Below are 24,668 nucleotides of genomic sequence, written 5' to 3'. Positions count from 1 at the left end.
CGGTTTCACCGCACAACCCGGAACAAAAAGCGGCGCGCAACTCGAATCGCCGCACGCCCGTCCCAAAGGGTTTCGCGTCACCTACTCCGACATGGCGCGTTGTGCAAGGGGCGTCCGGGATTTAACCGGGCGTTCCCGAGGGCTTGCCTAGTTGAACATACCCAGAATCAGCTGCAGCCCGCCACGGATGCCCAGATCCACCAGCGCAAAGAAAATGGCGGTCAGTGTCGCCATGATGAACACCATGACCGTGGTCAGCAGCACCTCGCGGCGCGTCGGCCATACGACCTTTGCGACTTCGGCGCGGACCTGCTGGATGAACTGGATCGGATTCATGGTGGCCATTTGGCTTGTGTCTCTCTGCTTGCGAATGGGCCGGACATAGCCGGGCAATGCGGTAATTTCAAGGGCGGGCGGACACGCGGCGCATATCAGGCCGGCGGTTGCAGGTAATCCGCGTCATCGACCTGTTCCAGCCAATCGGTGATGTGGTCATCCAAAGCCTCCTGAATGGCGAGGTGGACCATTTCCGTATCCGGCGCTGCACCATGCCAGTGTTCTTCGCCCGGCGGAATCCAGACTGTATCTCCGGGTCGAATTGTCCGGGGCGCTTCGCCACGGCGCCCAACCAGCCCGACACCTGACAGAACATACAACGTCTGGCCCAACGGGTGGGTATGCCATGCTGTACGCGCGCCAGCGTCAAAGGAAACCCGGAATGCCCGAACGCGCGCCGGCTCGGGCGCTTCAATCACCGGCTCTAGCCAAACCGTTCCGGTAAACCAGTCCCGCGGCGCTTTTCGCCCCTCTCGGCTGTCCGACCTGAATACTTCCATAGCGCACCTCCTGACCCTCTGCTCGTGCCCCGACTCGACACATGTCAAGGTTTGGGCTTGTCGTCCCATTGATTGTCGAGGATTCGCCGGGCGTCCCCTTCGGGGTCGTCATACTGGTTGGTACGAACCGTGTAGATGAACGCGGCAAGACCAACACCCCCCAGCAAGAGAGAGATCGGAATCAGATAAGCCAGTACTTCCATCGGGTCACCTCAGCCGCAAAGCGTTCAGTGATACGGTAATCGACGAGGTCGACATCGCCAAGGCGGCGATCAGCGGTGTCGCCAATCCAGCCACCGCCAGGGGCACCGCGATGACGTTATAGACCGTGGCAATCTGAAAGTTCTCACGGATTCGTTTGGTTGCCTTGGTCGCGGTCTCACAAGCCTCAGCAATCGGCGACAACTCGGTGCCAAGCAAAACGATATCCGAGGCAACGCGCGCCGCATCCAGAGCCGACGCTGGCGAGATCGATACATGTGCCGCCGCAAGCGCCGCTGTGTCGTTGAGGCCGTCCCCCACCATCAAGACCTTGCGGCCCTCCTCCGTCAGCTGCTGCACCCGCTTGACCTTGTCTTCGGGCAAGGCCTCGGCCACCCAATCTTGAATGCCAAGCCGCTCTGCCAGCTCCGCAACGGCGCCTTGGGTATCGCCGGAAATCAATGCCACCTGCTTGCCGGCATTGCGAAGAGCGGCCACGGCTTGTACCGCGCCGGGACGCAGCGCGTCCGTGTAAACGAATGCCACCGGCGCGCGGTCCCCAACTGCCAACCATGCGGCTGTTTGATTGCCCTGTTCTGCACCTACCCATGCCGCACGGCCCAGGCGTACGGTCTGACCGCGAAACTGACCTTTGGCTCCATAACCGGGAACCTCAATCAGATTGGCAATGCCCGCTGGCTTTATCCCGGTAGCGCGAGCAGTCTTGGCTAGTGAAACCGACAACGGGTGAGACGATGCCTCGGCCAGCGCCAGTGCGATTTCCAGATCGGTCCGCGTGTGATCGCCCAGATTGGTCAGTTCCGGCGTTCCGGCGGTCAGAGTGCCCGTTTTGTCAAAGACGACCGTGTCCACCTCGGCCAGACGCTCCAGTGCGGTTGCGTGTTTGATCAGCAAGCCCCGACGGAACAACCGCCCGGAGGCGGCGGTGGTCACGGCCGGAACCGCCAGACCCAAAGCGCAGGGGCAGGTGATGATGAGAACGGCGGCGGCGATGTTCAACGCCGTGCGAACATCACCTGAATACAGATACCAGCCGAGAAAGCTGAGCGCTGATAGGATATGAACGCCTGGTGCATAAAGTTTGGCTGCACTGTCGGCCAGCGAGGTATAGCGTGACCGGCCTGACTCGGCGATAGCCACCAGATCCGCCATGCGATGCAGCGAGGTTTCCTGCCCCACCGCTGTGGCGCGGATGGTCAGGGGGCCGGTCAGATTCACCTCGCCCGCACTCACGATCAAGCCCGGTTCGGCAAAGACGGGGAGCGTTTCGCCAGTCAGCAGCGAACGGTCCAATTCGGAGCGACCGGATACGACCTCGCCATCCACTGGCATCCGGCCACCCGGGCGCACGAGCACCAGATCGCCGACCGCAAGCGTGGAGACGGCAACTTCTTCCTCGATGTCGTTGGCCACACGTATGGCACGCGGAACTTCCAGTGCCGCCAGTTCTTCGGCAGCAGACCGCGCCACGGCCCGGGTTCGATAATCGAGATAACGTCCTGCCAGCAGAAAGAAGGTCAGAGTCAGGGCGGCATCGAAATAGGCATGCTCGCCACTCAGCGAGGTTTCCCAAAGCGAAGTGACCAGCGCCAAAACAATGGCCAGAACGATCGGTACGTCCATGTTCAGGCGACGAACGCGAAGCGCACTCCACGCATTCGCAAAGAACGGCTGTCCTGAAAACGCAATCGCTGGCAGCGCAATGGCCGCCGAAATCCAGTGAAACATGTCACGTGTGGCGTCCGATGCCCCGGACCAAACCGATACCGAAAGCAACATCACGTTCATCGAGGCGAACCCCGCCACCGCAAGTCGCATCAGAAGGTTACGGCCCGCCTTGTCGGTCTGCGTTGCCGCCAGCGCGCCGGTATCCAGCTCATGCGCTTCGTAGCCTGCGCGCTCCAGCGCTGGGATAAGATCGGCAGCGCGCACATTCGCCGAAGCCTGGATCATCGCCCGCTTGAGCGTCAGATTGACCCGAGCATCGGCGACGCCGGGATAGGCGTTCAACTCGCGTTCGACTGTGGCAATGCATCCCGAGCAGTGGATGCCCGGCAGCGACAGAGCAATCTGAACATCCTCGAGGATGGCGCGCGCCGGTTCAGCCGGAGCCGCGAGGCATCCGGGGCAAGCCGCTGTGCCTGGGCGCATCTGGGCAGACATCACATCATCCTTTTACGTGCAGAAGCACCCTTTGGGTGAATTCCGTGCCATCCGCAGCTGTGGCGACCATACGAATGTTCCAGTTGCCTTTTCCCAATTCGGCCTTGGCCACATAGGCACTGCCGTCAAAGCGAAATTCGGGCCGGCTATCTTCGTTCACATGGGTTGCCCGCCCCACAACCGCGTCAAGCTTTTGCACCTCAACTGGGGTGCCGGATGCATCAATGATCGAAAGAAAGATCAACCCGCCCGCCGCATCGGCACGCACGGTCCAACCCAAAGATTCCTGCGCGTCGCGGCGGGTGTTGAATTCCTGGCTGGCGACATAAGAATTCTTTACCTCAAGCCCCGGAAAGGTCTTCACCGCACTATAGGCCAGAATCAGATTCACCGCGATGATCACACCAAACGCCCCGACAAATACAGCCAGCGCATGTTTTCCGGTAAACTGGCGTTCCGCCATGGTCAGTTCCCTCGTCCGTTGAACGTGGTGTCTTTGTAGGCGCGCTCGCCACTGGTCAGATCCTCGACCCAGATCCGGACCGGAGTTGCCTGAGCCGCGGACGGCGCAGCATCCTTGGAGGCCATGATATATACACGAGTGAGCTGTGCCGTGTCAGCCGGAACGTTGACAACATCGTAATCAGTGCCTTCAATCTGTATGCGCATGGTCGGATCACCCGTCAGCGACAACTTGAACAGCCGGTCTTCGCCATGCTTGTTGCGCAGCCGGACGTCATAGGTGTTGCGGATCGATCCATCCGACAAGGTCACGAAGGTCGGGTTGCGCACTGGCGCCACCGTCAAGTCGATATCGGATCGGATGAAGAGCGCGAACAGCAACGCGAACCCGACCGCCGACCACAGACTGGTGTAGAGGATCGTGCGCGGGCGCAAGATGTGCTTCCAGACGTTTTTGGGTGGGTGCCCTGCACGCTCGCGACCTTCGTCACTGAGCGCCATATAGTCGATCAATCCACGCGGCTTGCCAATCTTGGCCATCATGTCGTCACAGGCGTCAATGCACAGGGCGCAAGTGATGCATTCCAGTTGCTGCCCGTCGCGGATGTCGATGCCGACCGGGCACACGTTGACGCAGGCCATGCAATCGATGCAATCGCCCAGCTCCGACTCCTCGACGCGTTTGCCCTTGCCACGCGGCTCGCCCCGCCATTCACGGTAACCGACGACGAGCGTGTCTTCGTCCATCATCGCCGCCTGAATGCGCGGCCAAGGGCAGGCGTAGATGCAGATCTGTTCGCGGGCGAAGCCGCCAAACAAGAAGGTTGTAAAGGTCAGCACCGCCATGGTGGTGTAGGCGATCGGATGAGCGTTCAGCGTGACCAGATCCTTTGCCAGCGTCGGGGCATCGGCAAAATAGAATACCCACGCGCCGCCGGTAGCGAGACCGATGAGCAGCCAGACAATCCATTTGGTAATGCGCAGACGCGCCTTGCGGAAATCGAGCTTTTTCTGCCGGTGCAAGCGAAGGCGGGCGTTGCGGTCGCCTTCGATCCAGCGCTCGACGAGAATATAGAGATCGGTCCAGACCGTCTGCGGGCAGGCATAACCGCACCAGACCCGGCCCAGGGCGGATGTAAACAGAAATAGGCCGAGGCCGGCCATGATCAGCAGACCAGCGACAAAATAGAACTCGTGCGGCCAGATTTCGATCCAGAAGAAATAGAACCGGCGGTTGGCCATATCCAGAAGCACCGCCTGATCCGGCAGGCTGGGCCCCCGGTCCCACCTGATCCATGGCGTCAGGTAATAGATACCCAGGGTCACCGCCATGATGATCCATTTCAGGTTTCGGAACGGACCTGATACGCGGCGCGGAAAAATCGGCTCCCTTGCGGCGTAAAGGCTGGGGGCGGGGTCGGAATCGCTCACGGACTCACTCCAGATCTGGGGCACTTGCGCGTGTTCTCACAGATCATAGTTGGTACAACTTTGACATGGGTCAAAAAGCGCATCTTCAATTTAGGTTTTGAACCCGTGGCAAAACATGCATAAAGAAAACACGATTGCCGGTTTCAGCAATCGACAGACTTCAACTAGCATTTCGGTTAGTTGGCGCCGGCTGTTCAGGAAACGCGCGAACAGATGGAACAGCCGGCACCTCACCCTCTGGGCGGCAAGCCGCCCAGAGGTATCCTCAAGTCTTATTCACCGCCACCCAACTGGTGGACGTAGGCCGATACCGCGCGAATCTGGGATTCGGTCAGGCGGGTGTTCCAGGCGGGCATGACCCCAAACCGGCTGTTGCTGACAGTGTCGATCAGCGTGTCGTAGTCGCCACCATAAAGCCAGATCGCATCTGTCAGATTCGGCGCGCCTTGGTAGATATCGCCGGTACCATCCTCGGCGTGGCAGGCTGCACAGTTGTCGGCAAAAACAACCGACCCGGCTTCGACCGCGCCTGCGTCCTGTGGTTCGCCCGACAGAGACATGACGTAGTTCACGACTTGATCGATTTCCTCTTCGCCCAACAGTTCGTCCCGTCCAAAGGCCGGCATTTCCGAATACCGTGCCTCGTCACTATCCGAATTGCGGATACCGTGGCTGATGGTGAAGTGGATACTTTCGATATCACCACCCCACAGCCAGTCGTCATCCAACAGGTTCGGATAGCCCTTGGCCCCTGCCGCGCCCGAGCCATGGCACTGGGCGCACCAGGTCTTGAACACGGCGCCACCGGCCGAAACTGCGTATCCGTTGAGTTCGGCGTCGCCTTGGATTGCGGTCAATTCCACGGATGCCAGCTTGTCGTTGATGGCGGCGTTAGCCTCTTCCACCGCGGAGATTTCAGCGGCAACGTCGGCGCGGGTTGACCACCCCAGCGCACCGGCGGTGGCCGAGTTGATCAGCGGCCAAGCTGGGTAAGCGATGGTATACATCACACCCCAGATAATGGTGGCGTAGAAGGTCCACAGCCACCAGCGGGGCATCGGGTTGTCGAATTCCTCGATTCCGTCCCAAGTGTGCCCGGTGGTTTTCGGATCACCCGGTTGTTTTTCAGGTGTCTTGCTCATTGCCGCGCCTCCTTGGATGTGGCGGGTTTATCTTGATGCCGGAACGGGATGTTGGCGCTGTCGCGGTGCTCCTTCCCTGCGCCGGGGCGAAAGACCCAAAGGACCACGCCCAGAAAAAAGGTGAAGAGGACCAGCAACATCCAGCTATCCGCGAATTGCCGAAGGATTGTGTATTCTTCCATCACACCCCTCCCTAGCGGCTTGCATCAGGGGTAAAGGTCGAGAAATCGACCAACGTACCCAGCATCTGCAGATAGGCGATCAAGGCATCGGCTTCGGTCACGCCCGGTTGGCCGTCGAAGTTGCGTACGTTGACATTGTCGCCATAGCGTTCCAGCAGCCCGTCATAATCGCTGTCCGGATCTGCCTGCGCCCGGAAATCGGCGACTGCGTTTTCGATCATCTCGTCCGAATACGGTGTTCCGACCAGCGCGTTTGCGGCCATGATGTCACCGATGTATTTGCCGTCGATCTTCCTGTTTTCGAGGAAGCCGTATTTCGGCATCACCGATTCCGGGACCACGGCCTGTGGGTCACGCAGGTGATCGACGTGCCATTCGTCCGAGTAGCGGCCACCGACGCGCGCCAGATCCGGTCCGGTGCGCTTTGAGCCCCACTGGAACGGGTGATCGTACATCGATTCCGCCGCCAGCGAGTAGTGACCATAACGTTCGACCTCGTCCCGCATAGGGCGGATCATCTGGCTGTGGCAGACATAGCAGCCTTCGCGGATGTAGACTTCGCGCCCGGCCATTTCGAGAGGGGTGTAAGGGCGCATGCCCTCCACCTTCTCGATGGTGTTTTCCAGATAGAACAGCGGGGTGATCTGCACGAGGCCACCGATGGTTACGACCAGAAAGCTGAAGATCAGCAGGAGGGTCGCGTTGGTCTCGAGGATCTTGTGTTTGTCGAGAATTGCCATTGCTCCGGCCCTCCTTATTCAGCCGGGACCGCGACGCCGAGGCTGGCCTCTTTGGCCGGCGCCCGACGAACGGTCATCCACAGGTTGTAGCACATGATGACGGCACCAGCGAGGAACATAACCCCACCCAGCGCACGCACCACATACATCGGGAACTTGGCGGCAACGGTGTCGGCGAACGAGTTCACCAGGAAGCCGTTGGCATCCACTTCGCGCCACATCAGGCCTTCCATGATACCGGTCACCCACATGGAAGCGGCATAGAGAACGATGCCGATCGTGGCGAGCCAGAAGTGCCAGCTGACCATTTGAAGCGAATACAGACGCTCACGCTTCCACAGTACTGGCACCAGATAGTACAGCGCGCCAAAGGTGATCATGCCGTTCCAACCCAGCGCGCCAGAGTGCACGTGACCGATGGTCCAGTCGGTATAGTGGCTGAGGCTGTTAACCGCACGGATCGACATCATCGGGCCTTCGAAAGTGGACATGCCGTAGAAGCCGACCGAGATTACCATCATCCGGATTACCGGGTCAGTGCGAAGCTTGTCCCAAGCGCCGGACAGCGTCATCAGGCCGTTGATCATGCCACCCCAGGACGGCATCCACAGGATGACCGAGAACACCATGCCCAGCGTCGACGCCCAGTCAGGCAGTGCTGTGTAGTGCAGGTGGTGCGGACCGGCCCAGATGTACAAAAAGATCAGCGCCCAGAAGTGGATGATCGACAACTTGTACGAAAACACCGGGCGTTCGGCCTGTTTCGGAATGAAATAGTACATCATGCCAAGGAAGCCCGCGGTCAGGAAGAAGCCCACAGCATTGTGGCCGTACCACCACTGAATCATGGCGTCTTGTACACCCGACCAGACAATCACGGATTTCGAGCCCCAGATGCTGACCGGGATGGTCATGTTGTTGACAAGGTGCAGCATGGCAACCGTCACGATGAACGACAGGTAGAACCAGTTGGCCACGTAAATATGGGGTTCTTTCCGCTTTATGATCGTGCCCAAGTATACCGCAAGATAGGCAACCCAGACGACAGTCAGCCACAAGTCGACATACCACTCAGGCTCGGCATATTCCTTGGATTGCGTCCCTCCAAGCAAGTAACCGGTTGCGGCCAGTACGATGAACAGCTGATAGCCCCAGAACACGAACCATGCCAGATTGCCGCCCCAAAGGCGCGCGGCACTGGTGCGCTGCACGACGTAGAAAGACGTGGCAATCAGGGCGTTGCCGCCAAACGCGAAAATCACCGCCGATGTATGCAATGGGCGCAAACGGCCGAAATTCGCAAATCCCTGCGCCCATTCGAAATTCAGCGCCGGGAAGGCTAGTTGAAATGCGATGAAGGTCCCGGCCAGAAAGCCGACAACGCCCCAGAATGCGGTTGCGATTACGCCATAACGCACGACACCGTCCATGTATTCGCCCGAATAATCGATGGGCAGAACCTCGTCAGTACGGCGCAGTGTCCAGATGAAAAGACCGGCGGCGACAACCATTATGAGAATGGCATGCACCTGATAAGCCAGATCTCGCGCGTAATTGGCCGCGATCGCGGCGAATACCGCAATCAGACCAAGCGCGATAAGCTTGATATAGTTTGACATTTTGCGTCCCTTTGCCATGCCCCACGCGGTTCTTGCTGCCGCGCAGACTTCTTTGACTGGCTGCCGTAATGTAGAATGGCAGCGCAAGTTGCTTTGATCTGTGTCAAGACAATAGCTTGAATTATATGACACGCATAACCTAGGAAATATGAAAATCGGTGGCACGTTTTGACACACCGGCAGCTCAGAGGTTGAAATGTCCTTTAAATCCCTGCTCACCGTGATGACGGATATCTCATCAGCCAAACCGGCGCTTGCGCAGATGGTGGCACTGGCCCAGGCTCAGGACAGCCACGTCGAGGCGCTCTGTCTGGGCGTCGACCGCAGTCAAACCGGTTATTATTATGCGGGTGCGAACGCGTTGATCCTTCAGGAAACGCTAAGCCGCGCGAATAGCGAAGCCGATGAGATTCTGGATTTTGCCGAGGATTACCTGGGTAAGTCCGGAGTGCGTTGGTCGGCGGAAAATGGAGTTGCGCAAATTGCCGATCTTGGCCGCCACGTCGCCCATCGCGCGCGGTTTTCCGATCTGGTGATCTTGTCCCGCCCCTATGGCGAAGACCGCGGGGCCGAGGCTGAACCGATTGTCGAAGCGGCAATGTTCGAGGGGCACGCCCCTGTTCTCGTCGTTCCGGACAATGTTGAACCGGTGGCGCGACCCGGAACAATCCTTATCGGTTGGAATGAAAGCGTCGAAGCAATGCGCGCCATCCGCAGCGCGTTGCCTTTCCTGACGGCCGCAGACTTGGTGCGGATCGTAGTAATCGACCCCCCGACCCACGGACCGGACCGCTCGGACCCCGGCGGGCTGTTGTCACAGATGCTCTCGCGGCACGGAGTCAAGTGTGAGATCGACGTTCTGAGCAAGACCATGACGCGGGTATCGGACATCCTGAACCGCCATGCGGCTGACACCGATGCGGATATGTTGGTCATGGGTGCCTATGGCCATTCCAGATTCCGCGAAGCGATCCTTGGCGGTGCCACACGAAACATGCTGGAACAGGCGACGGTGCCCGTATTCATGGCGCACTGAACAGGAAACCATTGTAAGGCGCCTAACACAGGCGCCTTTTTCAACCGGCTTTGCGGATCAACCCAATCACAAACAACAGGATCACGGCGCCAATTGTCGCGTGGAAAACCGATGCGATGATGCCACCGCCGACCGAGAATCCCAGCGCTGGAAAGATCGTTCCGGCCAGGAAGGCGCCAACGATCCCGACGATGATGTTGCCAATCACGCCAAATCCCCGGCCCTGCATGATCTTGCCCGACAACCATCCGGCCAGTGCGCCAACAATCAGCATGCTCAACAGGCTTCCAAACTGCATGTTTCACTCCCTATTGATTCAGCTGCAATAGACCACGCACGCGTTTACAGGTCACGTCCGAACATAGTGCACCCCCTGAAATTTCTGGCGAAGATTGCGGGTTTTTTCACCCACGCTTCTGGGATCGTTGCCGGTCAACCCCTGAGCAACCAGAGCAGCCAGTTCAACTGCGTGTTCGGGCCCGACGCCCCGGCGCACGAGTTCCGGTGTGCCAATTCTCAGACCGTTCATGTCCCCTGAAACCGGCGCGATAGGCAAGCCAATGCCGCAAGCGAGAAAACCTGCTTTACGCAGCGTTTTCGACGCTGTCTGCCCGCCACCAAAGGCTGCGGCTTCGATTGCGAACTGATGAGAGGCCGTTGCCCCGTTTTTGCCTTTGTAAACCGGTAGGCCTACGGCCTCCATCTCAAGCGCCAACGCCTGTGCCAGATCCACCATCGCCCGACCGTAAGCTGCGCCATATTCGATCCAGTCGAGCATGGTGATTGCCAGAGCCGCCGATTTCGCAGCGTCGAAATTTGCGGTCATGCCGGGAAAGGCGATGGCGTCCAGCCTTTCGGCGATTTCCGCATCGTTGGTCACGATAAGACCTCCGGCAGGCCCGCCAAGGCTTTTGTAGGTGCTCATGGTCATCATGTGTGCGCCCTGATCCAGTGGATTGGTCCAAATTCCACCGGCGATGACCCCGCATTGATGCGCGGCATCGAACAGAACCTTGGACCCGACCTCGTCGGCGATCTCTCGAACAGCGGCAACCGGATGAGGATAGAGGTTCAGCGACCCACCCACCGTGATCAGACGCGGCTTGTGCCTATGGGCCAGCGCCCGTAATCCATCCAGATCAAGGCTATAGCCATCGGCATCGACCGGGGCGTCAAGCGTTGTCAGCCCATAAAGTCCCGCGCAACCACCCTTATGATGAGTGACATGTCCCCCGATACTGGCGGGCGGCGCGATGATCGTGTCGCCCGGACGGGCCAGCGCCATAAAGCCATAGAGATTGCACAGCGCGCCGGAACCGACCCGGATTTCGGCGTAACGAGCACCAAAAACCTGTGCTGCCAGTTCAGCTGCGATCACTTCGATCTCTTCAATGGCTTCCAGACCCATCTCGTATTTGTCGCCCGGATACCCCAGCGACGGGCGGCTGCCTAATCCTTCAGCCAGAACAGCTTCGGCGCGAGGATTCATGACGTTGGTCGCGGGGTTGAGATTGAAACACTCTACGTCGTGAATCTCGCGGTTGCGGGCGATGAGCGCATCGAGACGAGCAGCAATCTGATCTGTCGAGGCCTCTGCGGTTTGGGCCGCGATGTCCTGAACGCGGGCTTCGCAATGGGAAGGAACCCAGGAACGTCTGGCAAGATTTGGCATTTTTGACCTCCGTATGTTGTCCCCAGAATGTCCTTTGCGTCCACTTGCCTGCAAACCAGTTTTATGAAAAATTAGGGTTAGAAAAATTGAGGCTAAATAATGCCCGTCGCTCCCCCTCGCCCCAGAACCTTTCCGTTGAACGCTTTGCGCGCGTTCGAGGCGGCAGCACGCCTTGGCGGTTTTGCCGCCGCCGCTGAAGAGCTGGGAGTAACGCCCGGGGCCGTTTCTGCACATGTGAAGGCGTTGGAAGAAGAGCTTGGCGCACCCCTGTTCGAACGGTCGGCGAAAGGCGTTGTTGCGACGGCACTGGCATACAGTGTTTTGCCGAACCTGACGCAAGCCTTTGACGAGGTGGGTCGCGCAACTCAAACGCTTCGCGCGCAAGCCCGGCCCCATATCGTTCACATCGTGGCATTGCCTTCGGTCGCGCAACTGTGGCTGTCACCGCGCCTGCCTGCGCTCCGCGCCGCAAACCCGGAGATCGAGGTTTCGCTGACTGCAATGGAAGCGCCGCCAAATCTAAAACGAGCGCCATACGATTTGTATCTTTTCTTTGGCGATTTGCCCGGAGAGACCTTGGCCCGGGACGTTATTTTTCCCGTCTGCGCTCCGACCCTGGTAGAACGTCTGAGAACGGTGCAAGATCTGAGAAACGTGCCCTGCATATCCGACACGACCTGGAGTGGCGACTGGGATATCTGGACGAAGTCGGCATTGTCGAATTGGCAGTTCGCACCTCGAGGCCCCGTTTTTTCGCTTTATTCTCTGGCGGTAGAAGAAACCGTGAATGGTGCCGGTGTACTGATGGGACACGAGATCCTGGTGGCACCTTACCTCGAACGCGGTCAGCTGGTGGCGCCTTTTGACACACGTGTAACACTGGAACACGACCTCAAGCTTTGGAGCGCAAGGCCGTTCAAATCAGACTCTTCCGTGGGGAAGGTTGCAAAATGGTTGAGGCAGACAGCCTAAACCGGAAATCCGCCATCGGAATCGTCACCTGCTTCTTCCATCAGGCGCCCCATATCGGGAACGGTCACGTGCCGCTTTCCCTCCAGTTCGATGACACCGTCCTTTTTCAGTGCCGAAATTTGCCGGCTGACGGTCTCCAGGGTGAGGCCTAAGTAATCTGCCATCGCCTCGCGCGTCAGCGGCAGGTCGAACACGATCGGTCCGGACAAGCCCGTCTTGGTCACGGATGCATCGCGGCGGGCGATGATCGACAGCAGGCTGGCAATCTTTTCGCGCGCGGTTTTCCGGCCCAAAACCAACATCCATTCACGTGCCGCATCCAGTTCGTCTAATGTCATCTGCAACAGACGCTGCGCGATATGGGGTGTATGCGCCATCATTTCTTCGAAGGGTTTCTTACGAAAACAGCACATCACGACATCGGTCGTGGCAACCACATCGTAAGGAGCAGTATCACGACCCGGACGACCGACGAAATCGCTGGGCAGCATCAAGCCCACCATCTGCGTGCGCCCGTCCTCCATCGTCTGTGTCAACGAAGCGATTCCCGACACCATCGAGCCGACGAACCCCATCTGATCGCCCGACCAGATGATTGTCTGCCCGGCTTCGAAACTGCGATAATACTTGATCTCGTCCAGCAACTCGAGTTCGTCCCGGTCGCAATGAGCGCAAACGGCCCGATGTCGGATCGGACAATCGGAGCAATTCGAATGGTCGAGCTGAATCTGCAGTGTCATCCGTTTATCCACTTGATCTCGGTCAATGCCGCCGAGCCAGACATCCCATAACGGTATCCTCATGATAGCGAAATCACAATTGGCTCGGCTCGGACTTTTTGACGCGAAAGTTCCGCGCTATACAAGCTACCCGACTGCACCTCACTTCAACAACGATGTGGGACCTGACTTATTTGGTGACTGGATTTCGGGCATCAAGCCCGGAAGTGCCATCTCGCTTTATGTCCATGTCCCCTTCTGCCGCAGACTATGCTGGTTCTGCGCCTGCCGGACGCAAGGCACGCAAACCGATAACCCGGTCATTGCCTATGTTGATGTTTTAAAGGCGGAATTGGACCTTTTGGCAGCGCGATTGCCCGAGGGCGTCCGACTGTCGCGCCTGCATTGGGGCGGCGGCACACCGACCCTGCTAAACCCCGATCTGATGCGGGATTTGGCAGCGCGGATACTGAGCATCGTTCCCTTGGGCGCGGGTGCCGAGTTTTCGGTAGAAATCGACCCCAACGAAATTGATGACGATCGGCTGGATGCGCTGGCCGATGCGGGTATGAATCGCGCCTCGATCGGGGTTCAGGATTTCGATGAGGACATTCAGAAAACCATCGGGCGCATACAAAGTTACGACACCACCCGCAAGGCGGCAGAAATGATTCGCGAGCGTGGTATTGCCAGTCTGAATGCCGATATCCTGTTCGGCCTGCCACATCAGACCAAGGCACGGATGACTGAAAGCGTGCAAAAGCTCTTGTCGCTCAATCCCGACCGTGTAGCACTTTATGGATATGCGCACGTGCCCTGGATGGCCAAACGTCAGCAGCTGATTCCTTCGGACGCGTTGCCGACACCCGAGGAACGTCTGGAACTGTTCGAAACCGCGCGACGCTTGTTCCTTTGGGACCAGTACGCGGAAATCGGCATTGACCACTTTGCCACGCAGGATGACGGGCTGACCCATGCGCTCAATGCGGGGCGGCTCAAGCGCAACTTTCAGGGATACACCGACGATCAAGCCGAGGTTCTCATCGGTGTCGGTGCGAGTTCGATCTCGCGCTTCCCACAAGGTTACGCACAGAACGCACCGGCAACTTCAGTGCATACCAAGGCCATCCGTGAAGGCAATTTCTCGACCACGCGCGGGCATCTGTTCAAGGGGCAGGACATTCTGCGCGCCCGTTTGATCGAGGCGTTGATGTGCGATTTCCGGATCGATTCGGCTGAGATTTTGCGCGACCACGATGTGACGACAAACGACTTAAAACAGATGTACGCCGATGCCGACCGGGCGTTTCCCGGCATGCTTCGGATCACCGACGACGGGTTGTTCATCCCGACTGAGGCACGTCCATTGACCCGCATGATCGCCCGCAGCTTCGACGCGTATGACCTGAGCAAGGCAGGTCACAGTTCAGCCATCTGACGAAAGGACAACGAACCGGCAAGGCACGCCCCGAGCACTGCCTGACCAATTATCGCAGGGGGGCTTGACGCCCTACACCCGGATTTCCCACACTTGGTGTGCGAGGGCGAATGCGCCTCGCACACGAGGCAGGCAGTAGGACAGACAGACGGTGCCGACGCTCAGGCGTTCGCATTTCCCTTTCGTGCAGCAGAAATTGCAACCAGAGAGAGGGACAGCACCCATGCGCGTCTTTACAGTCCTCGGCCCTACCCAATCGGGCAAATCTACATTGGTCGAGGCCATCAGCCGCCTCGACGACCGCCCAACAACATTCGATGTATCCGGAACCGTGCATTTGCACGGTTTTTCTTACTTGGGCGAGCCGTGGTGCGCGATCGACGTGGACGGTGGCGGAGATTCGATGGCCTATGCAGGTCCGGCCATGGCAATATCCGATGCCGCCGTGGTGGTCGTTCCCCCCGACCCTGACACCGCGGTTCTGTGCGCGCCGTACCTGAGATTGGTTGAAGAGGCTGGCATCCCCTGTTTCCTGTTCATCAACCGGATGGATAACCCCAATGGCCGCATCCGAGACATTATCTCGGCCCTTCAGACCTATTGCACTCACCACATTGCCTTGCGTCAGGTGCCAATCCGCGACGGCGACCAGATCGTTGGCGCAGTCGACCTGATTTCCGAACGCGCATGGAAATACCAGGAAGGGCAACCCTCGGCCCTGATCGAGCTGCCGCAATCGGTCGAAGACCGGGAGCAGGAAGCGAGGGCTGAATTGCTGGAAACCCTGTCCGATTTTGACGACCACCTACTGGAGCAACTCATCGAGGACAAGCAACCACCCAGTGAAGAAATCTATGGGCTGGCGGCCCAGGTTTTGCAGAACCACCAGATCATTCCGGCCTGTCTGGGTGCCGCGAACCATGGCAACGGGCTGACAAGACTAATGAAGGCGTTGCGTCATGAAGCGCCGGAGTTCAACATCGCGGCGGGGCGCGACGAGGCTGCGGATGGTGCGCGGGCAATCGCAGGGTTTGCTGACGTCAAAAAGCATATCGGCAAGATCACGGTTCTGCGTGGCCTCGGCGACGGGGTGAAGGCCCACGAGACGCTTGGCGGTGAGAACGTGGGCAACCTGACAACACTCGACGCGAAAACACAGATCCCGGTCTTGGAGGCTGGGCATATCGGTTTGGCCGTCAAATCGGATCATCTCAATCCCGGCAACCTTTACGACAGCGAAACGGCGATGCCGTTGCCGAGCTGGGCCAATTCGCATCCTGTGGCTCACCGCCAGTTGGTTCTGCCCGCGCACGAACGAGACGACGTGAGATTGTCGAACGCGCTGGGTCGACTTAACGAAATCGATCCCGGGTTAAACCTGAGCCAGGACGAGGGCACCGGTCATTCCATCCTTGGAACCCAAGGCCCGCAGCACATGCGGAGAGTCACCGCCAAACTGGCCGACGATTTCGGGATCGAAATCGAAACCGAGACTGTCGAAACCGCCTATCGCGAAACCATCCAGAAGCCGGTGGATCACCACCATCGCCATCGCAAGCAATCCGGTGGGGCCGGACAGTTTGCAGATGTGGTCATTTCCATCGCCCCGATGCCTCGCGGGTCAGGATTTCAGTTCGAAGAGGTGGTCAAGGGTGGGGCCGTTCCTAAAAACTATATCCCGTCGGTGGCACAGGGCGCCGAAGATGCTTTGGGAGAAGGGCCCGAGGGCTTTCCCGTTGTAGACCTCAAAGTCACACTGAAAGATGGCAAGCACCATTCCGTTGACAGCTCGGACTATGCCTTCCGCACAGCCGGCAAGAACGCGGTGCGTGAGGCCCTGCCAATGGCTAAACCGGTTGTTCTACAGCCGATTCTTCATGCCGAAATCCACCTCCCGTCGCTTTACGTCGGCGATCTGGTGCCGACGATCAGTTCGTTGCAAGGCCAGGTCCTTGGGTTTGAAGGCAATCCCGATGCACCGGGGTGGGAAATCTTCAATGCGATGCTTCCCGCGGTCAACGAGGACGAATTGCACCGCACTCTGGCCAGCGCCACACGCGGCACCGGGTGGGTAAAGCTGACTTTCGACCACTACGAGGAGCTTCGGGGCCAGTCACCCAAAGTTTCCCGCGAAAAGGTCGCGAATGCCTGATTTTGTGCGCCGGGCCGGTTCATCGGTCCGGCGCATCTATCCTGCCGCCGCGATCAGTTCGCGGGTATAGTCCGATTGCGCGTTCTCGAAGAGGTCCTGAGCCGTCCCCATCTCGATCACATCACCCTGCCGCATCACCAAAACCTTGTGAGACATGGCGCGAACGACCTTCAGGTCGTGGCTGATGAACAGATAGGCCAGCCCATACTTGCGTTGAAGATTTCGCAGCAGCTCGACGATCTGCACCTGTACCGTCATGTCCAGCGCACTGGTGGGTTCGTCCAGCACCAATAGTTTGGGCCGCAGCACCATGGCCCGGGCGATGGCGATACGCTGGCGCTGCCCGCCCGAGAATTCGTGCGGATACCGGTCCATCGCCGCGGGGTCGAGGCCGACCTCGCGCATCACCTCAGCCACAAGTTCGCGGGGGGCACGGTGCGGGTCGACCTTGTGAATAGCCAAACCCTCGGCGATGATCTGCATGCAGGTCATGCGCGGGCTGAGTGAGCCAAACGGATCCTGAAATACGATCTGCATATCCTTGCGCAGCCGCCGCAACTCGCGCGTGGACCATTTGCGCACGTTTTTGCCTCGAAACTCAATTCCTCCCTCAGAGGAAATCAAACGCATGATGGCCAGCGCCAGCGTGGTCTTGCCCGATCCGCTTTCGCCGACAATGCCCAGCGTTTCACCAGCACGTACGGTGATCGTTGCGTCGTTCACCGCTTTCACGTGCCCCACCGTCCGCTTGAGGAACCCGCGTTGAATGGGAAACCAGACTTTCAAATGTTCAGTCCGCGCGATCTCTTCCGCCCCGGGTTCAACCGGCTCGGGTGAGCCCGAGGGCTCCGCCGCCAACAGCCTCCGGGTATAAGGGTGTTGCGGATTGTCGAAGATTTCTGACGTCACGCCACTTTCGACAATCTCACCATCCTTCATCACACAAACCCGATCAGCGATCCGGCGAACAATACCAAGGTCATGAGTGATAAAAAGCATCCCCATATTCTCGGATTTCTGCAGTTCGGCCAACAACTCCAGAATCTGCGCCTGAATGGTCACGTCCAGCGCGGTCGTCGGCTCATCCGCGATCAGGATGTCCGGTTTGTTGGCCAGCGCCATAGCGATCATCACCCGCTGGCGTTGTCCGCCTGATAATTGATGCGGATAGCTGTCCAACCGGTCTTCGGGGTCGCGGATGCCGACCTTATTCAATAGTTCCAAAATGCGTGCCCGCGCTGCGTCACCGGTCAGTCCCTGATGCAGCGCAAGCGATTCCGCCATCTGTTTTTGAATCGTGTGGAGCGGGTTAAGTGATGTCATCGGCTCCTGAAAAATGAAGCTGATGTCGTTGCCACGCACATCCATCAGCCGCTGCTCGGAAGCGCCAATCATCTCTTGCCCGTCATAGGTGACAGACCCCTCGACCATCGCGCTGTCGCCCAAGAGGGACACAGTGCTGAGCGCGGTTACTGATTTCCCCGAGCCTGACTCCCCCACCAAAGCCACGGTCTCGCCGCGGTCGACGGAAAATGACACGCCTTGGACCGCAGCGGTAACCTGTCCATCTTGTCGGAATGACACCTTGAGGTTCTTCACATCAAGCAGGCTCATGAGAACGTCTTTCTCGGATCGAAGGCATCGCGCACGCCTTCGAAAATGAAGACCAGAAGCGACAGCATGAACGCAAAGGTGAAGAACGCGGTGAAGGCCAGCCAAGGTGCCTGCAGGTTCTGCTTGGCCTGCAAGGTCAGTTCACCCAACGACGGAGCGGATGAGGGCAGGCCAAAACCCAGAAAATCGAGGCTGGCGAGGCCGCCGATAGTGCCAGTGACAATGAACGGCATGAAGGTCAGTGTTGCAACCATCGCATTGGGCAGCATATGCCGGAACATGATGGTCATGTTGCCAACGCCCAGCGCTTTGGCCGCTCGTACGTATTCAAGGTTGCGCGCTCTCAGGAACTCGGCCCGAACCACGCCGACAAGCCCAGTCCATGAAAACAGGATCATCAGCGCCACCAGAAGCCAGAAACTTCGCCCCAAGATCGCGAACATGATTATGATGACATAAAGCGATGGTGTGGCCGACCAGATCTCGATCACCCTTTGGAATACCAGATCGATCCAACCACCGAAAAAGCCCTGAATGGCCCCGGCGAATATGCCGACCAGACTGGCAACACCGGTAACAATCAAGGTGAACAGGATGGATAGACGAAAGCCGTAGATCACCCGCGCCAGCACATCGCGCTTGGTATCATCTGTGCCCAGCCAATTCTGGTGATTTGGTGGCAGCGGCGCTGCACCGGGGCGGTCCACGGTGGTGTTGAAGGAATAGGGGATGAGCGGCCAGATGGCCCAACCTTCTTCGAACCCCTCAGCCTCGAACGTACCTGCCTTGATCTGATCGATGATGTCTTCGGGGTCATCGAAGCATTCTTCCAGTCCGCCACTATCGATCAGGCATTGAACCTCGGGATCGCGATAGATCGCTTCGGTCCGGAAATCGCCGCCAAAGGCCGTTTCCGGGTAGAACTTGAAGATTGGAGTGAAAATCTCGCCGCGATACTTCACAAGGATCGGCTTGTCATTGGCGATGAACTCGGCAAATAGCGAAAGTCCGAACACGATCGAAAAGATGATCAGCGACCAGAATGCCCGTCCATTGCGGCGGAAGTTGCGCCAACGGCGTTGGTTGAGCGGTGAGAGCGCCATTTACCCCTCGCGACTTTCAAAGTCGATGCGGGGGTCGACCAACACATACATCAGGTCGCTAATGATGCCGACGACCAACCCCAGCAGGCCAAATATGAACAGGGTGCCAAAGATCACGGGATAGTCACGCGCCACAGCCGCCTCGAACCCCAATCGACCCAATCCATCGAGCGAAAAGATTGTCTCGATGATGATCGAGCCGCCAAAGAACACACCAATGAACACCGCCGGAAATCCCGCGATCACAATCAACATAGCATTGCGGAACACGTGGCCATAAAGCACGCTTCTTTCGCTCAGCCCCTTGGCGCGCGCAGTCATGACATAGTGTTTCTTGATCTCGTCCAGAAATGAGTTCTTGGTCAGCAATGTCAAAGTGGCAAAGGCTGAGATGGTCGAGGCCACCACCGGCAGGGTGATATGCCAAAAGTAATCGAGGATTTTACCACCAATACTCAGGCTGTCCCAATTGTCCGACGTCAGCCCGCGCAGCGGGAAGATCTGCCAATAGGATCCGCCGGCGAACAGCACCAAGAGCAGAATGGCGAACAGAAATCCCGGAATAGCATAGGCCACGATGATGGTTCCGCTGGTCCAGGTGTCGAAGGCCGAGCCATCCTTCACCGCCTTGCGAATACCCAGTGGGATCGACACAAGATAGGCGATCAAGGTTGACCACAAGCCCAGCGAAATCGACACCGGCATTTTTTCAAGCACAAGATCGACAACGCCGATGGATCGGAAATAGCTCTCGCCAAAATCCAACGTCAGATAGTTTCCCATCATTGTGAGAAAACGTTCGAGCGGCGGCTTGTCGAAGCCAAACTCACGCTCAAGTTCTTCGATGAACTCGGGTGGCAGGCCGCGTGCGCCGATGTAACGTTCGTTGGCCGCGGTCTGCCGCTCAATGTCGCCGCCACCTCCGGCAATGCCTTCGAACACGTCACCGCCGCCTTCCATCTGAGCAATGATCTGTTCGACCGGGCCGCCGGGCACGAATTGCACAAGCGTGAAATTGATGATCATGATCCCCAGCAATGTGGGGATCACCAGCAGCAGGCGTCGTAGAATATAGGCTCCCATGGGGGCGGCTTACCGCAACGCGCCCGAGGTTTTCAATGCTGCTTCCTTGTCAGCATTGATCCACCACAGGTCTTCGACGCCCAGCGCGTAAGGCGGCAGTTTTTCGGGGAATTCATACATGTCCCAGTAAGCGACCCAGTATTTGCCCAGATACCATGTCGGGACCATGATACGTTTGGCACGCAAAACCCTGTCAAGCGCACGGACATTGGCCTGCAATTCTTCGGTTTCCCGCGCCGCGACGATATTGTCGATCAGCGGTTCGATATCCGGGCCGTTCGCACCGGAAGGGTTGAATACGGAATAGCTGGCGGCCTCGGTTCCGAATTGCTGATACAGCCCGGTTGACGGCTGCAGAGACATCGGATAGCCGCCCATGATCATATCAAAATCGCGATCTCTGCGGCGAAGTGTGAACTGAGCATTGTCCACCCGGTTGTAAATCGCTTCGATCCCCATAGCGCGAAGGTTGTCCACGAAAGGCTGGATTATCCGGTCAAGTGTCGGCTCATCCGACAAAAACTCAATACGCAGTACTTGCCCCTGTTCGTTGCGGCGCAACCCGTCATCACCGACGGTCCAACCCGCGTCGTCGAGAAGTTTCATCGCTTTACGTAGATTGCCTCGATCATTCTGTCGTTTAGGACTTGATTGATGCGCCACGACCGGTTCCTCGGTCAGAACGTTGGCATCCAATGCATCGCCAAGGCTTTCCAGAATTTCGCGCTCCCTACCTTCCGGGAGACCGGTTGCTTCAAGATGCGTGCCTTCCCAGAACGAATCACGCTGCTGGAACAGACCGTATTGCAGGCTTTCATTGGTCCATTCGAAATTGAACGCAAGCTGCACCGCCGCACGTACCCGGATATCCTGAAACTGCGGGCGGTCCAGGTTCATGACAAAACCGCTGGCTGATGGGACGTCTCCATCCACGAATTCCGCCTGTATCACGTGCCCATTTGCAATCGCAGGAAAATCATAGGCCGTAGCCCAGCTTTTCGAGTTGTTTTCCTGCCTAAGGGTGAAAGTTCCACCCTTGAACCCTTCCATCGCGGCGATTGAGTCGCTGAAATATTCAATCCTGATGGTGTCAAAGTTGTTGCGCCCCACATTGACGTTCAGGTGATCGCCCCAATAGTCCGGGTTGCGTTTGTATACGATGCGTCGGTTGATGTCATAACTGTCCAACACATAGGGCGCGGACCCGATGCCAGGAACCAAACGCGGCTTGTCAAGGCGGCGATTTTCGGGATCGGCCTCGAACCACGATTTCGAAAAGACCGGAGTGCCAGCCACCTGCGTGATCAGGGAGCGGCGCGAGATATCTGGAGCAAAATAGAACTTGACTCGATGGGTACCTAGGGCCTCGGCCTTGGGAATGCGCTTGCGCACCGCATCGGCATAAGATTTCAGCCCCTGGTCCAGCAGAATATTGTGCGAAAACACCACGTCCTCGGCTGTAATTGGTGTGCCGTCAGAAAACCGCGCTTCGGGGCGCATATTGAAGATCACCCAATCCTGGCTTTCCGGATATTCAAGGCTTTCAGCCAACAAGCCGTAATACGCCCCAACCTCGTCATAGGATGGAACCATCAGACTTTCATACTGATCCGCTGACCGTGCCCCTGCCCGGCCCTGGCGCGTAAACGGGTTGAAGCTGTCGAATGTACCTTGCGCGGCATATGACAGTTCACCACTGCGCGGAGCATTTGGATTTACATAGTCGAAATGCGCAAATCCCTTGGGGTATTTCAGATCACCAAATTCGGAGAAACCGTAGCTTTTTATGATCTTTTCTTCCGCCTGCAACTGAGACGCGGCCATAATCAATAGTGAGAACAGCCCCCATGACAACATGGAAACCCAATGCCTTGCATCAACGGTGCGGGCACAGGTCTGAACTCGGGGTGGTCGCATCTGGCTCTTCCTCCGGGGTCGGTATCGTTCTTGATTTTGTTGCTGCTAGCTAAAGGTCCAGCCACGCCAGTTGCAAGTTTAGAATAGGTGATCGGATCGTGAAGACCACTTCAGAAACGAAAAAAGCCGCTGCCAAAGTGCAGCGGCCTTGATTCGTCTGAAATTTCGCGGGGATCAATCGTCCAGGCTGTCCAGATAGGCGATCACGTTCACCCGGTCGCTGGCCTTGTTGAGACCCGCAAAGCTCATCGATGTGCCCGGAACGTCACCGCTGGGTTTTGTCAGGAAGGCATCCAATGCCTCAGGCGTCCACTCGCCGCCCTTTTCCTGCATCGCGCCGGAATACCCGAAGCCAGCCGCTGTCGCGACCGGGCGACCAACAACACCGTAAAGATACGGGCCAGTTCCGTTCGCTCCGTCTTCCAGTTTGTGGCAGGCTTGGCATTTCTTGAAGACCTTGGCGCCCTTGTCGACATCGGCGGCCATCATCATCTCATCAAAGCTGACTTCCTCAGCTTCACTGACTTCTTCGGTCGGCTCTTCGGTTTCGATGATATAGGCGGCCTCGCCGTGACCATCTACATGATAAAGAACCTCGGCCGCCCATTTGGCCAGAAGAAGCGCCAGAAAGGCGCCAAACAGGCCTGCAGCGGCCTTGGTAACTGTCATCGTGTCGAACATTGCTCGCGAGTCCATTTCAACTGTCTGCGCGGGTGTCTAAGGCTTCCCCTTGCAAGAGGCAAGGTATAGACACCGCGACTAAACGCCCAAATAACGAACTTGTTGCATGGAAACGACCAAATGACCAACCGAATTGCCTTTCAGGGAGAGCCCGGTGCCTATAGTCACGAGGCCTGCCGGAACGCGCGGCCCGACATGGACGCCCTTCCCTGCCGCACGTTCGAAGATGTGATCGAGGCGGTTCGGTCGGGCGAGGCGGAACTCGCGATGCTGCCGGTAGAGAACTCGACTTATGGGCGCGTGGCCGACATTCACCGACTGCTTCCGCATAGTGGATTGCATATCATCGACGAGGCGTTCGTGCGCGTGCATATCAATCTTTTGGGTGTACCAGGTGCTAGTCTGGAAGATGTTGCCGAGGCGCATTCGCACCTCGTGTTGTTACCACAGTGTCAGGGGTTCCTTCGCGAGCACAACATCCGCGGGCGCGTTAGCCCCGACAATGCCCGCGCCGCACGTGAGGTTGCTGAACGCGGTGACAAAAGCCATGCGGCACTGGCGAGTGAACTGGCTGGCGAAATCTATGGGCTGAATGTTCTGGCTCGACATATCGAGGATCATGGCGACAACACCACCCGATTCCTTGTCATGTCCCGCACGATCGACGAATCACGCAGGGGCGAGCACGGTATGATCACCAGCTTCGTTTTTCAGGTGCGCAACATTCCCGCGGCGCTGTACAAAGCCATGGGTGGTTTCGCCACCAACGGGGTGAACATGGTCAAGCTGGAAAGCTATATGGTCGACGGGTCGTTCACAGCAACGCAGTTCTATGCCGATATCGTTGGACATCCGGAGGATCGGAATGTCCAACTGGCTATGGACGAGCTGAACCATTTTACGACAAACGTGGAAATTCTGGGTGTCTACCCAGCTGCGCGGCCCCGAAGTTAGGCTGACTATCGGGCATCGCCGGCGTCACCCCGATTGCGAATGTCGTTGCTCCAAGCTGCTTGCAAACTCTGCCAGCCGAAGGTGGAACTGCCGTTTCAGACGCGACTTCCCAAGCTTGAGCGATTGTAGCAACAGTCGTGCGGGCAGCGTTGTTGCCACAAATTCGATCTCGACCAATATCCTTGTCCGCACCGGCGACAGAGCCACGAGCTCAACTTGGGTATGTCCGTTCATTCCCTTGCCGGACGCCTCAAAGCGCATCAGTGTCGGCTCTTGAAATTTTCCGAGGACGATCTGCACGTGACGGGCCTTTCCGCGCATCTGAAACACGGTATCCCATGCCAACCCTTCAGATACAGGCCCTGCCGCAAGTTTTCGCTTCACTTCGATCCCGCGTCGGATCGCGAGGCGTTCGAACCGGTCGTAATCGGAAACCATCCGGAACACCTCTTCAATAGGTGCCTCGATATCTTCCTTTCCAGTGAATTTCATTTCGCCCCTCGAAATCTGATCTGGGTTCCGTGTTTCAA

24 protein-coding genes are annotated in these 24,668 nt (G+C 57.9%); 5 read left to right on the top strand and 19 right to left on the bottom strand.

The window, feature by feature from the left end; all coding sequences use genetic code 11:
* Nucleotides 1–147: 147 nt before the first annotated feature.
* From secE to ccoN, 10 genes are all read right to left on the bottom strand, one after another.
* Nucleotides 148–345: a preprotein translocase subunit SecE gene (gene secE / locus AC2FMY_RS01500; protein WP_480750179.1), complete on the bottom strand. Its 198-nt coding sequence runs from the start codon at nt 343–345 to the stop codon at nt 148–150.
* Nucleotides 346–431: 86 nt separating this feature from the next.
* Nucleotides 432–836, bottom strand: coding sequence for a (R)-mandelonitrile lyase (locus AC2FMY_RS01495; protein WP_496806884.1), 405 nt, complete (start codon nt 834–836; stop codon nt 432–434).
* 44 nt (nt 837–880) lie between these two features.
* Nucleotides 881–1,039, bottom strand: a complete 159-nt coding sequence (gene ccoS, locus AC2FMY_RS01490) for a cbb3-type cytochrome oxidase assembly protein CcoS (protein WP_480750177.1) — start codon at nt 1,037–1,039, stop codon at nt 881–883.
* Between the two features lie 4 nt (nt 1,040–1,043).
* Nucleotides 1,044–3,221, bottom strand: a complete 2,178-nt coding sequence (locus AC2FMY_RS01485; protein WP_496806883.1) for a heavy metal translocating P-type ATPase — start codon at nt 3,219–3,221, stop codon at nt 1,044–1,046.
* Nucleotides 3,222–3,225: 4 nt separating this feature from the next.
* Nucleotides 3,226–3,684: a FixH family protein gene (locus tag AC2FMY_RS01480; RefSeq protein WP_496806882.1), complete on the bottom strand. Its 459-nt coding sequence runs from the start codon at nt 3,682–3,684 to the stop codon at nt 3,226–3,228.
* Between the two features lie 2 nt (nt 3,685–3,686).
* Nucleotides 3,687–5,114, bottom strand: coding sequence for a cytochrome c oxidase accessory protein CcoG (gene ccoG / locus AC2FMY_RS01475; RefSeq protein WP_480750174.1), 1,428 nt, complete (start codon nt 5,112–5,114; stop codon nt 3,687–3,689).
* Between the two features lie 272 nt (nt 5,115–5,386).
* Nucleotides 5,387–6,256, bottom strand: coding sequence for a cytochrome-c oxidase, cbb3-type subunit III (gene ccoP / locus AC2FMY_RS01470; protein ID WP_480750173.1), 870 nt, complete (start codon nt 6,254–6,256; stop codon nt 5,387–5,389).
* On the bottom strand, nt 6,253–6,438 hold the full coding sequence (locus AC2FMY_RS01465; RefSeq protein ID WP_480750172.1) for a cbb3-type cytochrome oxidase subunit 3: 186 nt from the start codon (nt 6,436–6,438) through the stop codon (nt 6,253–6,255). Before AC2FMY_RS01465 ends, ccoP begins: the two co-directional genes overlap by 4 nt.
* An 11-nt stretch (nt 6,439–6,449) precedes the next feature.
* On the bottom strand, nt 6,450–7,178 hold the full coding sequence (gene ccoO / locus AC2FMY_RS01460) for a cytochrome-c oxidase, cbb3-type subunit II (RefSeq protein ID WP_496748633.1): 729 nt from the start codon (nt 7,176–7,178) through the stop codon (nt 6,450–6,452).
* Between the two features lie 14 nt (nt 7,179–7,192).
* Nucleotides 7,193–8,797 (bottom strand): cytochrome-c oxidase, cbb3-type subunit I, encoded by a 1,605-nt coding sequence (gene ccoN, locus AC2FMY_RS01455; protein ID WP_480750170.1) that lies wholly within the window; start codon nt 8,795–8,797, stop codon nt 7,193–7,195.
* A 196-nt stretch (nt 8,798–8,993) separates the two neighbouring features.
* On the opposite strand from ccoN, the gene AC2FMY_RS01450 reads away from it, so the two are divergent.
* Nucleotides 8,994–9,833 (top strand): universal stress protein, encoded by an 840-nt coding sequence (locus AC2FMY_RS01450; RefSeq protein ID WP_480750169.1) that lies wholly within the window; start codon nt 8,994–8,996, stop codon nt 9,831–9,833.
* Nucleotides 9,834–9,873: 40 nt separating this feature from the next.
* On the opposite strand, the gene AC2FMY_RS01445 is transcribed toward AC2FMY_RS01450, so the two are convergent.
* On the bottom strand, nt 9,874–10,131 hold the full coding sequence (locus AC2FMY_RS01445) for a GlsB/YeaQ/YmgE family stress response membrane protein (RefSeq protein ID WP_480750168.1): 258 nt from the start codon (nt 10,129–10,131) through the stop codon (nt 9,874–9,876).
* Between the two features lie 51 nt (nt 10,132–10,182).
* Nucleotides 10,183–11,505, bottom strand: a complete 1,323-nt coding sequence (glyA, locus tag AC2FMY_RS01440) for a serine hydroxymethyltransferase (protein ID WP_480750167.1) — start codon at nt 11,503–11,505, stop codon at nt 10,183–10,185.
* A 99-nt stretch (nt 11,506–11,604) separates the two neighbouring features.
* Between glyA and AC2FMY_RS01435 the strand changes: the two genes are divergently transcribed.
* Complete coding sequence (locus tag AC2FMY_RS01435) at nt 11,605–12,477, top strand: LysR family transcriptional regulator (RefSeq protein WP_496746334.1); 873 nt, start codon at nt 11,605–11,607, stop codon at nt 12,475–12,477.
* Here the strand turns inward: AC2FMY_RS01435 and fnrL are convergent.
* Nucleotides 12,474–13,217 (bottom strand): transcriptional regulator FnrL, encoded by a 744-nt coding sequence (gene fnrL, locus AC2FMY_RS01430; RefSeq protein ID WP_480750165.1) that lies wholly within the window; start codon nt 13,215–13,217, stop codon nt 12,474–12,476. The two genes, AC2FMY_RS01435 and fnrL, sit on opposite strands and share 4 nt — an antisense overlap.
* A 61-nt stretch (nt 13,218–13,278) precedes the next feature.
* Between fnrL and hemN the strand changes: the two genes are divergently transcribed.
* Both hemN and AC2FMY_RS01420 read left to right on the top strand, forming a co-directional pair.
* Nucleotides 13,279–14,634: an oxygen-independent coproporphyrinogen III oxidase gene (gene hemN, locus AC2FMY_RS01425; RefSeq protein ID WP_496806881.1), complete on the top strand. Its 1,356-nt coding sequence runs from the start codon at nt 13,279–13,281 to the stop codon at nt 14,632–14,634.
* A gap of 223 nt (nt 14,635–14,857) precedes the next feature.
* Nucleotides 14,858–16,786: an elongation factor G gene (locus tag AC2FMY_RS01420; protein ID WP_496746331.1), complete on the top strand. Its 1,929-nt coding sequence runs from the start codon at nt 14,858–14,860 to the stop codon at nt 16,784–16,786.
* Nucleotides 16,787–16,822: 36 nt separating this feature from the next.
* Here AC2FMY_RS01420 and AC2FMY_RS01415 read toward each other — a convergent pair whose 3' ends face one another.
* From AC2FMY_RS01415 to AC2FMY_RS01395, 5 genes are all read right to left on the bottom strand, one after another.
* Nucleotides 16,823–18,400, bottom strand: a complete 1,578-nt coding sequence (locus AC2FMY_RS01415; RefSeq protein WP_496746329.1) for an ABC transporter ATP-binding protein — start codon at nt 18,398–18,400, stop codon at nt 16,823–16,825.
* Complete coding sequence (locus tag AC2FMY_RS01410; protein ID WP_496746327.1) at nt 18,397–19,503, bottom strand: ABC transporter permease; 1,107 nt, start codon at nt 19,501–19,503, stop codon at nt 18,397–18,399. Before AC2FMY_RS01410 ends, AC2FMY_RS01415 begins: the two co-directional genes overlap by 4 nt.
* Entirely contained in the window at nt 19,504–20,586 is a 1,083-nt protein-coding gene (locus AC2FMY_RS01405; protein ID WP_480750160.1) for a microcin C ABC transporter permease YejB, read from the bottom strand.
* Between the two features lie 9 nt (nt 20,587–20,595).
* Nucleotides 20,596–22,443 (bottom strand): extracellular solute-binding protein, encoded by a 1,848-nt coding sequence (locus AC2FMY_RS01400; protein WP_496746341.1) that lies wholly within the window; start codon nt 22,441–22,443, stop codon nt 20,596–20,598.
* Between the two features lie 234 nt (nt 22,444–22,677).
* Nucleotides 22,678–23,184, bottom strand: a complete 507-nt coding sequence (locus AC2FMY_RS01395) for a c-type cytochrome (RefSeq protein WP_480750203.1) — start codon at nt 23,182–23,184, stop codon at nt 22,678–22,680.
* Between the two features lie 120 nt (nt 23,185–23,304).
* On the opposite strand from AC2FMY_RS01395, the gene AC2FMY_RS01390 reads away from it, so the two are divergent.
* Complete coding sequence (locus AC2FMY_RS01390; RefSeq protein WP_480750159.1) at nt 23,305–24,138, top strand: prephenate dehydratase; 834 nt, start codon at nt 23,305–23,307, stop codon at nt 24,136–24,138.
* Nucleotides 24,139–24,162: 24 nt separating this feature from the next.
* Here AC2FMY_RS01390 and AC2FMY_RS01385 read toward each other — a convergent pair whose 3' ends face one another.
* A complete protein-coding gene (locus AC2FMY_RS01385) occupies nt 24,163–24,630 on the bottom strand; it encodes an SRPBCC family protein (RefSeq protein WP_496746325.1) in 468 nt (155 codons plus the stop codon).
* Between the last annotated feature and the right edge of the window lie 38 nt (nt 24,631–24,668).

Source organism: Ruegeria sp. YKSE079 (genome assembly GCF_059612845.1).
The sequence above is the reverse complement of the archived record's forward strand: the minus strand, read 5'-3'. Positions and strand labels throughout refer to the sequence as shown.